The organism is Psychrobacillus sp. MER TA 171, from assembly GCF_023713305.1.
GTDB lineage: Bacteria > Bacillota > Bacilli > Bacillales_A > Planococcaceae > Psychrobacillus.
The window spans coordinates 31,778-43,822 of the sequence record NZ_JAMAWN010000019.1 but is presented as its reverse complement, the minus strand read 5'-3'; the positions used below and the strand labels follow the sequence as shown (position 1 = coordinate 43,822).

At 38.6% G+C, this 12,045-nt stretch carries 11 protein-coding genes and 5 tRNA genes; 9 read left to right on the top strand and 7 right to left on the bottom strand.

Annotation, left to right across the window (positions count from 1 at the left end; genetic code table 11):
• Positions 1–91: 91 nt before the first annotated feature.
• A complete protein-coding gene (locus M3627_RS15500) occupies positions 92–1,210 on the top strand; it encodes an NADH-dependent flavin oxidoreductase (RefSeq protein WP_251556442.1) in 1,119 nt (372 codons plus the stop codon).
• 43 nt (positions 1,211–1,253) lie between these two features.
• Here M3627_RS15500 and M3627_RS15495 read toward each other — a convergent pair whose 3' ends face one another.
• Entirely contained in the window at positions 1,254–2,030 is a 777-nt protein-coding gene (locus tag M3627_RS15495; protein ID WP_251556441.1) for a YqhG family protein, read from the bottom strand.
• A gap of 29 nt (positions 2,031–2,059) precedes the next feature.
• Positions 2,060–3,592: a DEAD/DEAH box helicase gene (locus tag M3627_RS15490; RefSeq protein ID WP_251556439.1), complete on the bottom strand. Its 1,533-nt coding sequence runs from the start codon at positions 3,590–3,592 to the stop codon at positions 2,060–2,062.
• A 138-nt stretch (positions 3,593–3,730) separates the two neighbouring features.
• Here M3627_RS15490 and M3627_RS15485 point away from each other — a divergent pair, with 138 nt between their 5' ends.
• The 7 genes from M3627_RS15485 (at position 3,731) to M3627_RS15455 (ending at position 5,483) form a co-directional block, all read left to right on the top strand.
• A complete protein-coding gene (locus M3627_RS15485; RefSeq protein ID WP_251556438.1) occupies positions 3,731–3,898 on the top strand; it encodes a hypothetical protein in 168 nt (55 codons plus the stop codon).
• Positions 3,899–4,079: 181 nt separating this feature from the next.
• Positions 4,080–4,172: transfer RNA gene (locus tag M3627_RS15480), tRNA-Ser, on the top strand.
• A gap of 59 nt (positions 4,173–4,231) precedes the next feature.
• Positions 4,232–4,308 (top strand) — tRNA-Met (locus tag M3627_RS15475).
• Between the two features lie 3 nt (positions 4,309–4,311).
• Positions 4,312–4,387 (top strand) — tRNA-Asp (locus M3627_RS15470).
• Between the two features lie 110 nt (positions 4,388–4,497).
• Positions 4,498–4,573: transfer RNA gene (locus tag M3627_RS15465), tRNA-Phe, on the top strand.
• A gap of 13 nt (positions 4,574–4,586) precedes the next feature.
• A tRNA-Gly gene (locus tag M3627_RS15460) sits at positions 4,587–4,657 on the top strand.
• Positions 4,658–4,793: 136 nt separating this feature from the next.
• Positions 4,794–5,483, top strand: coding sequence for a hypothetical protein (locus tag M3627_RS15455; protein WP_251556437.1), 690 nt, complete (start codon positions 4,794–4,796; stop codon positions 5,481–5,483).
• 62 nt (positions 5,484–5,545) lie between these two features.
• Here the strand turns inward: M3627_RS15455 and M3627_RS15450 are convergent, their stop codons facing one another.
• The 3 genes from M3627_RS15450 to xylA form a co-directional block, all read right to left on the bottom strand.
• Entirely contained in the window at positions 5,546–6,595 is a 1,050-nt protein-coding gene (locus M3627_RS15450; protein ID WP_251556436.1) for an aldose epimerase family protein, read from the bottom strand.
• A gap of 73 nt (positions 6,596–6,668) precedes the next feature.
• The gene (gene xylB, locus M3627_RS15445) at positions 6,669–8,168 is read right to left on the bottom strand and encodes a xylulokinase (protein ID WP_251556435.1); all 1,500 of its coding nucleotides are present in this window, start codon (positions 8,166–8,168) and stop codon (positions 6,669–6,671) included.
• Positions 8,169–8,199: 31 nt separating this feature from the next.
• Entirely contained in the window at positions 8,200–9,519 is a 1,320-nt protein-coding gene (xylA, locus tag M3627_RS15440) for a xylose isomerase (protein ID WP_251556433.1), read from the bottom strand.
• A gap of 152 nt (positions 9,520–9,671) precedes the next feature.
• Between xylA and M3627_RS15435 the strand changes: the two genes are divergently transcribed.
• The gene (locus M3627_RS15435; RefSeq protein ID WP_251556430.1) at positions 9,672–10,304 is read left to right on the top strand and encodes a YesL family protein; all 633 of its coding nucleotides are present in this window, start codon (positions 9,672–9,674) and stop codon (positions 10,302–10,304) included.
• Between the two features lie 26 nt (positions 10,305–10,330).
• Here M3627_RS15435 and M3627_RS15430 read toward each other — a convergent pair whose 3' ends face one another.
• Complete coding sequence (locus tag M3627_RS15430) at positions 10,331–11,152, bottom strand: carbohydrate ABC transporter permease (RefSeq protein WP_251556428.1); 822 nt, start codon at positions 11,150–11,152, stop codon at positions 10,331–10,333.
• Between the two features lie 13 nt (positions 11,153–11,165).
• Positions 11,166–12,044 (bottom strand): carbohydrate ABC transporter permease, encoded by an 879-nt coding sequence (locus M3627_RS15425; RefSeq protein ID WP_251556426.1) that lies wholly within the window; start codon positions 12,042–12,044, stop codon positions 11,166–11,168.
• Between the last annotated feature and the right edge of the window lies 1 nt (position 12,045).

Genomic DNA, 12,045 nt, shown 5'->3' with positions numbered 1-12,045 from the left:
TGGAGAGATTTCAAGCCAATTATTTTGATTTTGAAAAGCATTCCTTTAGGGTATATATATAGGTGACTTAATATAAGGGAGATGTTATTTAATGGAAAACACTTCTATGTTCGATGCATACACTTTACCATCAGGGGTTACATTAAAAAATCGAATTTTAATGGCTCCCATGACTACTTATTCTTCAGAGAAAAATGGAGATGTCTCAGAAGATGAACTAATATATTATGCTCGTCGTGCTAAAAGTGGGATTGGTGCGGTTATCACCGCTTGCGCTTATGCAGAGCCACTTGGTGCTGGGTTTGAGTATTCAATAGGTGCTGAATCGGATGAGAGAATACCTAGCCTCAAGAAACTGGCTAGTGCTATTAAAGATAATGGAGCAAAAGCCATCCTTCAGATTTTCCACGCTGGACGCCAATCGAATTCGAGGGTGTTAAACGGTGAACAACCAGTATCTGCAAGTGCTGTTGCAGCACCTCGCGACAATGCAGAAGTACCACGAGAGATGACAGAGGAAGAGATTGAAAAGACCATTGCCTCGTTTAAAGAAGCAACCCGTAGAGCCATTGAAGCAGGCTTCGACGGAGTAGAAATCCATGGGGCGAACACTTACTTAATTCACCAGTTCTTCTCTCCACATTCCAATCGTAGAACTGACAAATGGGGTGGGAACCTAGAGAAGCGTATGACATTTCCGTTGGCAATTGTAGATGCGGTTCAAACCGCTGCTAAGCAGTATACAAAGGAGCCATTTATAATAGGCTATCGCTTTTCTCCAGAGGAATATCAGGATCCAGGCTTCACAATGGATGATACATTAGAGCTGTTACGTGTATTGGCTGAGAAAGACCTTGATTATCTTCACGTGTCTCTCGGGCACTTCTTTGGATCTTCTAATAGAGACGAAATTGATACCACACCACGTATTGAACTTATTCAGAAGGCGGTAGGCGACAAGGTACCTGTGATTGGTGTTGGAACTTTGGAATCTAGAGAAGACGTTGAAAAAGCATTACAAGTTACACCTCTTGTTGCAATCGGGCGCGCATTAGTAACTGACCCCGAGTGGTTTTCTAAAATGGAAAAAGGAGAGGATGACTCCATCTTCCCAGCTGTTTATGTAAGCAAAAAAGAGGAGTTAGATATCCCTAATCCATTATGGGATAAAATCATGCAAGTGAAGGGTTGGTTTAAAGTAGCCGACTAATATTTAAAAATGGCTCCGGAGATTAAATCTCTAGAGCCATTTTTCACTTCATATAAAACAGACCGCCATTAATAATTTCTATTCCCACGCGAGCTGCATACTGTTCCTCAAGAGCCTTTTTTTCCATCTCATAGCATTCAGGCTTGTCCTCCACACCGTCATAGAAATACTCCAGAACTTCCAGACTCCTCCGTAAACGTTCCTTTGCTTCTTCAGCCCAAGTATGATCGTCATTAGCAATCACTCCATCAATTAGAGTATCCAGACGCTCTAAGCCACGTAAAGGCTTTATAATATAAGGCAGGTTAAAAACATTATCAGGCATAGCCACATCGAAGCTAATCTCTTTTATCGATTCGTGGAAATCCTCTCGAACAATTCCTGTCATTAGGTTTATCCCTAGAGAATAGAACGTTTCCTTCGTTTGATCACTATAATAGGTCACCTTGTAGTTGACCCCAAGCCATGGAGTAAAGATCACTTGCGTATCACTTTTAACTTTTTCGTACATATGGACGAAGGAGCCAAGGTCTTGCACCGCCTTGAACATTTGACTAAGCCTGTTGGAGCCAAAGTGAATAACCTCTCCCTTGACGTCTTCTTTTAGCTTTGTTTTATCTGTGATAAAGGTGAGCTGCATCGGACTTGGTTCAGTGCCAGTTGCTTCTACATACTGCCAATAATACGGACGGTTCATCAGCTTTTTATCCATCTCTTCTGTTAATTGGACAACAACGTAATGGTCATTTTCGCTTAGAATAGGACAATTATTTTCTTTAAAAAATTGAAGTAAAAAGTCGTGAACTTGTTTTGGGTACATGCATACCCTCCTTCCCTACCCTGTTTGTACTATATTGTTTTTTTATAGGTCGTTAATATATCGTCCAGTTCACCGACTACTTTTTCAAATACATCGATTTTCGTGTAAAGCAGATCTAGAATATGCTGCTCAATAGTGTCCTGAATAGCTAAATTATAAATATGGACATCATGCTCCTGTCCTAACCTATGGACACGCCCTATTCGTTGCTCCAGCTTCATTGGGTTCCATGGAAGATCATAATTGATTACATGGTGACAAAACTGAAGGTTAATCCCTTCTCCACCCGATTCAGTAGCTATTAACACCTGTGCCTGCTCCTTGAACAAGTGCTTCATCCAATCACGCTTGTTTTTATTGAACTTCCCGTTGAATAAAACGCTCGTAATTCCTTTTGTACTTAAATACCATTGCAGATAAATTTGGCTTGCACGATATTCGGTAAAAATAATAACCTTGTCATCTGCCTCTGCAATAATCTCGTAAGCCTTCTCCGCCTTCGAGTTTACCTCTAAAGACATGAGCTTTTCCATCAAGCTTTGTACATAAGTAATTTCTTCTTGATTCGTACACTTTTCAACCATGTTGTTAAGCGTCAAACAAGTTGCTTCCTTGCTGCTACACATTTCTTTTTGAAGTGTAATCATAGAAAAAGCACCAGAGAAGACGGAGGAAACATTTTTTAAATCAGAAATCATTTCATAGACTTCCTTTTCCTCTTTCGTAAATTCAATTGGTATGATTTTCACCTGACGAGTTGTCCACTCAATCCCAGTATCCTGCCTTCTATTTCTAACCATTACCTGATTGACGAGCTCTCTTAAATACTCATCATGCTCTAAGCTATGCTTACTTGCAGAAAACGACTCCTGAAATGTCTCGTAATTACCCAAATGACCTGGCTTCAATAAAGAAACAAGATAAAATAATTCAAATACATCATTTTGAACAGGCGTAGCTGTTAACAACAAGCAGAATTTCTTTTTCAACCCCTGGACGAATTCATATATTTTCGTTTTATGGTTTTTCAGCTTATGTGCCTCATCAATGATGATCATGTCATAATTTTGAGCATATATAAGCTCTTTATGCGGACTTTTTTTAGCTGTATCCATGCTCATGATGACAATGTCATTGTGGTCAAGGGAGTAACTCTTTTTGTATGGAATGGCAGGTATATGAAATTTAAAATTCATCTCCTCCACCCATTGATTAATCAAGGAAGCAGGGGCAAGTATCAAAGCTTTTTTTACTAGTCCTCGCACCATATACTCTTTTAATATCAAGCCTGCTTCTATCGTTTTACCAAGACCTACCTCGTCTGCTAAGATTGCCTTTCCATTCATCCGCTCGATCACTGTCCGAGCAACCTCTAATTGGTGGTTTAATGCTTGAAGATTTGGTAAATACTTTGGAGACTGAAGTCCCGTAAACTCTGTAATCAAATTATTTTTTACTATGTCATAACTCATATTATAAAGATTCCAATTATCCCATGGCTCTTCATTTTCTAATCTTTTTGTAAAGCCTTCCTTCCAGGAAGACGATCTTTCAATCAACATAAAAAAACACCTCACAGCAAATCATTTTTCTTAGATTGCCCAAATGTGAGGTGTGTATGATTTTTTTGAAGAATATTACTATAAAAAGAATTTTCCAATGAACCTTTAAAGTATACAAGTCTTCGTAATTCCTCATAAATGTGTAGTGGGACCGTCCGATTATTGTCTGAAACCGACCGCATATTTGTGCCGACCGACCGATTATTGACCAGAACCGTCCGATTATTTGTGCTGACCGACCGATTTCCGTCGAAAACCGACCGATTATTAGATTTAATCGTTTTCTCGATATTAATGGAACGTTAAAATGACTTTTCGTAAAGATTGCTACCTGACTTTCTAATTTGCTTGTTGTAGAAGAATGTTTCATAGAGGAACACAACCAAAGATAGGTTAAAATGTCTTCTATCAGAAAAAAGAGGTTGCATATTTTTTTTAGACATGGTATATTATATCTTGTCTTGTTGCTTTAGAAGTAACATTTTACGGAGGAATACCCAAGTTCGGCTGAAGGGATCGGTCTTGAAAACCGACAGGCGGGTCATACCGCGCGGGGGTTCGAATCCCTCTTCCTCCTCCATTTTATATTTAGATTGTTTGTAAATATAAAATATAGTAAACTAGTTTATATATTATTGTCGCGGGGTGGAGCAGTTCGGTAGCTCGTCGGGCTCATAACCCGAAGGTCACAGGTTCAAATCCTGTCCCCGCAACCAAATGGTCCCGTGGTGTAGCGGTTAACATGCCTGCCTGTCACGCAGGAGATCGCCGGTTCGATCCCGGTCGGGACCGCCATTTTTTTGTAAGCAAGCAGTTCCTATGCAACTAAGTGATATAACAAACATATTTTGTGTTATACTTAACTGACTATGAGACACTAAGCTTGATTTACTTAATGAGATTTAGGCTCAGTAGCTCAGTCGGTAGAGCAAAGGACTGAAAATCCTTGTGTCGGCGGTTCGATTCCGTCCTGAGCCACCATTTATATTAATATGCGGGTGTAGTTTAGTGGTAAAACCTCAGCCTTCCAAGCTGATGATGAGAGTTCGATTCTCTTCACCCGCTTCATATGAAAAAGACCTATTGATGCAAAGATCAATAGGTCTTTTTTTGCGCATTTTTATTCTCTATTCATCTTAGGAATAAAAAGACCAGATTGGGATAAGATAGTAGAAGAAAATGATGAGAGGCGGTAATGACTATGACTACAGAATGGTTTGACAGAGTAACAGAGGAACTACAGGATCATTTGAATTCGATCTGCGAGCAATATGACCAAGTCGGCCATATGAATATTAATCGTGCCTCTAAGCATCCTAGAATCGAATTTTTTGTTACTAGTACGGATGAGGAAGAACGAGACTATTTTTGCACTATACTTTTTGACCCTTACAATGAAGAATTTTATGTGGAAAGCTTTGACGTTCAGTTGAACCAGCCAACCAGAATAATGTTAGATGATATTACGGATATAATAGAAGCAGTTCATGAAAGCTTCCACGAGTTTCTGGAAGACGATAGTGATATTGAATGGATCTACATGGATGAGGAAGATGAACTTGACGATTACGTTATCGATGATGACGATGATGACGATGACGATGATGACGACGAAATTATGCTAGAGGAAATTGATGTAGAATGGGAAACTCCTGAAATCACTGCATTTTTAATAGATGATAAAATGGAAGTAACATATCAATTCGGAATAGACAGTGCCAATGGTGATGGTGTTCTTCGCAGAAGAAACCGCAGCTGGACTGATACTGAACAAGAGCTAGTGGACGAGAGTACTTTTACATTTACTAAGGATGAGGCAAGTACTATTATAGCTATGATTGCCAGTCATATGGATAAAATGGTCGGATACGATGATATTATAGATATCTAAATTTTATATACATCTTCAATGCAGCAATCCCATTGAAGATGTATTATTTTTATTTTAGTCTGCTAAATAACCCCAAAGGAATAAACAGTTTTAGATGTGTACGTTTTCCCTGCTTGTAGAATTACAGAACGCAAATGAGGGTGATGGATTGAGTCTGGGGGACCTTGTGTTTCTAAGCATACACCTAAATGATTTCTTAACCTCTTTCCTCTCATATTTTCCGTGCTGTTTAAATTATTTCCTGTATAGACGATGACGGACGATTCCGTTGTCTCCACTGTTAGCTTTCGACCACTTTTCTCTTCCATTAAAACGATTCTGTTATTTTTATTTTCATCCAATAAAAAGGGGTGATCATATCCATAACCAACAAGTACATTTTGAGGGTGTCCGGAATGTACCCCATCCGCAATTTTACGGCTCTCCCGAAAATCAAATACAGAGCCATCTACAGGTACTAACTTTCCCGTTGGTAGAAACTCTTTATTTAGCTCCAAGTATGTAGGACTATCCAAAGTTAATTCATGGTTTAATATATCTCTTCTCAGATTACCACTAAGGTTAAAGTAGGAATGATTTGTTACATTTACTAAAGTATCCTTGTCAGAAATACCGCTATAACTAATAGATATCTCGTCTCTATTATTAGAAATTGTATAGGCTACCTTCATGCTCAAATTCCCTGGGTAACCTTCTTCCCCATCCTTGCTTAAGTGAGTAAACTCAATTGTTGTTTCCTCTGCGCCTTCCAACACAGTAGCATCCCATAATACATGACTGAACCCTTTGTGTCCTCCATGTAAGTGATTGCTTTTTTCATTCGTTGTAACATGATAGACATTCTCCCCTAAGCGAAAGGCTCCTTCTTTAATACGGCCAGCAGCTCGACCGACAACAGCTCCTAAGTATATGCTATTCTGACCGTATTCTTCTAAGGAATCGTACCCTAATACTACATTTTCATACTGGCCTCTTCTGTCGGCCGCTAATACTTCAGTAATCACACACCCATAATTCATACAAGACACTTCAAAACCATTTTTATTTTTTACTGTAAATAACGTAACTTGCTTGTCATCTTTAACTCCATACTTTCTCTCTTTGACTAGCAATTCCTTATCCCCTTTCACACAATAATTTATAAGAGCCCCAACTAGATAGTTGAGACTCGGGATATGACATCCTTTAATGACGAAACTCTAATAGCTCTCTATTCAGATCCTTCGTTTGAACATAAACCTTTTGATAAATAGCAAATAATTTCTTATATTTTTCCACATTTTCTTTATTAGGAGTAAACTCTTTATCCTCCTTCAAAAACTTATCTGCACAATCGTTTAACGAATTAAACCATCCACATCCATAAGCAGCCAACATAGCAGCTCCCATTCCAGGACCCTGTTCACTAGTTAACCGAACAATCTTAGCATCAAAAATGTCTGCTTGGATTTGAAGCCACTCATCATTTTGAGCACCGCCACCAATGGACACCACAGTATCTATCGACTTCCCATTTCGGCGAAATATTTCAATGGATTCGTGCAACGAAAATGTTATTCCCTCTAGTACAGCACGGGTAAAATCCTTACGTTCATGTGAACTGTCCATCCCAATGAAACTAGCACGAACAGTTGCATCGGCATAAGGAGTTCTTTCTCCAACTAAGTATGGGGTAAATAACAATCCATTAGAACCAACTGGAACAGAGCCTACCTCAGACAATAATTCTTCGAACGTTTCTTCCTTCGCAAAAACCTCTTTAAACCAACTCAAGCTATGGCCAGCTGAAAGAGTTACACCCATTGTATAAAAGGCATCTGGTGCACCGTGATTAAAGTAATGAACCTTTCCTGCAAAATCCTTGTTCGGTGTGGCTTCGTAGGATAAAACAACACCAGACGTGCCTATACTGCAAAGGGTCTCACCGTCCTTTAATATCCCTGAACCAATTGCTCCACAGGCATTATCAGCTCCTCCTGCGAAAACACGAGTAGTGTTGGAAAGACCAGTAGCCTTCGCTATCTCAAAGGATACCGTACCAACTTCCTGATATGACTCCACAAGTGGCGGACACATGCTAGGATCTAAGTCTAGTAAGGCACATATCTCCAAGCTCCATTCCTTCTTACTTACATCCAAGAGAAGTGTTCCCGCAGCATCTGAGTAATCCATGTGAAGTTGACCAGTTAGTTTATATCTTAGGTAGTCCTTCGGAAGCAAAAACGTCTTCGCTTTCTTATAGATGGTTGGCTCATGAGCTTTAATCCATAATATTTTAGGAAGAGTAAAGCCTTCTAATGCAGGGTTTTTAGTTATTTCAAGCAACTTTTCCTTGCCAACCAAATCATAGATTTGTTCACATTGTGCTGTAGTACGAGTATCATTCCATAGAATTGCAGGACGCAATACTTCGTTAACCTCATCTAACAGAACGAGCCCGTGCATCTGACCGGAAAAACTGATTCCTTCTATGTCATCGACATCACCGGAGAAGCTCTTCAACAGCTCCTCTAATCCGAGCAGTGTCTGATCCACCCAGTGCTGAGGGTTTTGTTCGCTATAACCCGTTTTCTCTTGTATTAACGGATACGATTTAGATACACTTTGAACAACTAACCCATTCTTATCGACGAGTAGTATTTTAACCGCACTTGTTCCTAAATCTATTCCAATAACATATTTCATAGTCTCAGCCCTCCTACCATTTGCAGGGTTATTATTTATACGCCTGTAACAAATACTGATTGATCGTGGCTTTAATCTGCTCTAAGCGACCGGAAGTCTGTTTAATTTCTTGTAGTCCTAAAGCATATTCTTCGAGCTTATGAAAGTTAGTTTTCCCTTCCACTATTTCTAAGCCAATACCGTCTTGATACGTTTTATAGCGATCTTTCACTACATTTTCTAGTACTCTATCATCTATTAGATTTTGAGCCACTCGTAATCCTACAGCAAAGGCATCCATCCCAGCGATATGTGCATGGAACAAGTCCTCCGGTTCAAATGATGCTCTTCTTACTTTTGCATCAAAGTTTAAACCGCCCTTACCCAGACCACCATTTTGTAAAATCTCATACATCGCAAGGGTTGTAGTCCATAGGTCTGTCGGGAATTCATCTGTATCCCAGCCAAGAAGTGGATTACCTTGGTTGGCATCAACAGAACCGAGCATATTATTAATCCGTGCATAATGAAGCTCATGCTCAAAAGTATGACCAGCAAGTGTGGCATGGTTCGCTTCAATATTAAATTTAAATGATTTTTCCAAGCCGTAGCTTTGTAAAAACGCATGGGCAGTCGCTACATCATAATCATATTGGTGAGTGGATGGCTCCTTTGGCTTTGGCTCTATTAGAAATTGTGCCTCAAAGCCAATTTCCTTGGCGTAGTCAACAGCCATATGATAAAAGCGAGCTAGATTATCCAATTCTAACTTCATATTTGTATTCAATAAAGTATCGTAACCCTCGCGGCCTCCCCAGAACACGTAATTTTGTGCCCCAAGCTCCTTACCAATTTCTAATCCTTTTTTCACCTTAGCAGCGGAGTAAGCAAACACATCTGCATTACTCGATGTAGCTGCTCCATGAACGAAGCGAGGATGTGTGAAGTTATTTGCCGTATTCCAAAGTAGCTTTGCTTTACTAGTTTTCATATAGTCCTTGATCATGCTGACAATCACGTCTAAATTTTGATTACTTTCTCTTAAGTTACTTCCCTCTGGAGCAATATCAACATCATGGAAACAGAAAAACGGCACATCCATCTTCTCGTAGAACTCGAAAGATGCTTCTACCCGTGCCTTTGCTAAGTCCAATCCACTTAGTTTGTCCCAAGGACGGTTCATGCTACCTGCGCCAAAAGGGTCTGACCCGTCCATCGTAAACGTATGCCAGTAAGACACCGCGTATCTTAAAATCTCTTCCATTGTTTTGTCGCCAATTTTCTCTTGTGGATTATAAAACTTAAATGCATAAGGGTTTTGTGATGCAGCACCTTCAAACGTAACTTTCTGTACATTTTGGAAATAGACCATTATTTATACCTCCTGATTTTTACTCTCACTTTTTAGTTTGTTAATTATCTGAACAAAGTTTTAAAAATAGTGCCATTCTTCAAAAATAGAGTGTATGCTATAAATAAATATCGAATTTTACAAAAATATAAAATTGATAAAGGTGGATTCCTATGAATGCAACCAGTAGCTTTATTTATAACCTAGCTGAATGGATCACTAAATTTGCTTATTTAAACTTGCTATGGATACTTTTCACACTTCTGGGTGGTGTCTTTTTAGGACTGTTCCCCTCTACTATTTCCATGTTCGCTGTAGTAAGGGCATGGTTAAAAGGTGACACTGATATATCCGTATTTCGTACATTTTGGAAACATTATCGAGATGAATTTTTAAAAAGTAATAGGTTAGGAGTATTTGTTGCCGTCCTTATAGTCTTTATTGCTTTAGACATTTTTTACATACAGTCTTCCGAAAGCAACCTGTTACACTGGACTTACCTACCACTATTTGCATTTATGCTATTGTTTGTTAAGTTTCTATTTTATCTTTTCCCATCCTTTGTACACTTTGACACAAAGTTAGGACAGGTAATTAAGAATGCTTTTTTTATCATGCTCATCAATCCGTTGACGACTCTATTAATCTTTCTTTGCTTAATACCTTTCATCTACTTAATTAGTATTCTTCCAGCTATCGGATTTATATTTGGTGGGAGCGTATACGCTTTTATATCTATGCGATTTAGCCTGCATGCCTTTCAAAAAGTGCATGAAAAGAAGGAAACATTGGGATCTTCTCAGTAATAGCTACTCCTAAGTAAAGGCATTACTTAACCTTTTACTGCGCTTGCAGAAATCCCTTCGACTACTTTATTGCTAAAGAAGATAAAAGCTATGATGATTGGCAATACGCTTATAATAAGGGTAGCCCCTATCGCTCCCCAGTCTGTCATATATTGACCGATAAAGTTTTGGATTCCGACTGTTAATGTTTTATATTTGTCTGAGCTAATAAATGTATTCACGAAAACAAACTCATTCCAGTTATAAATCATATTTATTACTACCGTTGTAGCCATTACTGGCGTTGTCATCGGGAGAATCACTTGGAAAAACATTCGATTAACGGAGCAACCATCTATTATGGCTGCCTCCTCTATTTCTTTTGGCAAAGTATAATAGAATCCAAGTAAAATCATCATCGTTATTGGTAAGTTATAGGCTGTATATGTAATAACAACTCCGAGTGGGTTATCTATTAAATTCACGCTTAAAAACATGCTATAGAGTGGAATCAACGCCGAATGAATGGGAATCATTAAACCAATGATGAATAAACTGAGTACTGCTCCACTTAGCTTCCATCTCATCCGAGTAATTGCAAAAGTAGCCATACTTGCGAAAAGTACAGTTAATACGATAGAAAGTGCTGTGATCCACACACTGTTAAAAAAATAAACTCCAATACCGCCATCCCAAACTTTTAGATAGTTTTCCCATCTAAACTCTGATGGCAACGCAAATGGCGAGCCCGCAAATATTTCTCGATTATCTTTTAATGAGAAAATAAATAACCATATTAGCGGGATGATTTGAAACAATGCTACAACAATTAGACTGAAATACAGAAAAAAGTAGCCAACACGTCTCATATACAACCTCCTTTTAATATTCTATTCTCTCTTTTGTAGCCGTGAACTTACGAACAATAAAGGTTACTATTAATGTAATAATAAGCAGTAAGAAACCAATCGCACTTCCATAACCGAAGTTGTAGCTTGAAAATGCAAGCTTATACATATAAGAAGCCATTACTTCACTAGCTCCATTCGGTCCACCAGAAGTCATGACATAGATTAAGTCAAAATACTTTAATGACCCAATTATCGCCAATACAATGGTTACACTCACCACTTCTTTGATCAACGGAAGCTTAATCTTGGTAGCAATTTGAAATGCAGAGGCCCCATCCATTCTTGCAGCCTCTATTAAGGACTCCGGAATGTTCTTCAACGCAGCATAATAAATCAAAATATAAAACCCAGCATATTGCCATAATATCGGGATGAAGATTGCAAACAACACTAACGATGGCTCTGCAAGCCAAGCTGGAGGATTTTCCACTCCTATTTGCTTAAGAAAAACATTTAAAATACCATTCGAAGGATTATATACTTTAATCCAAAGCTGGGCTATAGCTACAGAGGATAACAACATTGGTATTAAATATATTTTTCTGAGCAAATCAGATCCTTTTATCTTGGACGCCAATATAAAGGAGATGGTTAAGTAAATGGCTAAGCTCAAGGTAGAGAATATTGCCAACAAAAAGGAATGATAGGCACTACTCCAAAATTTCATATCCTGAAGACCTTTAATATAATTCTCTAAGCCAATGAACGTTTTTTCTCCTATACCATCCCATTGCATTAAGCCATAATATCCAGACAACATTAGCGGAATGAATATTAACACCAGGACGAGTAAAAGTGCAGGTGAAATATACAATGCTATCAACAATTTTTTAGACATTACCTTGTTCATA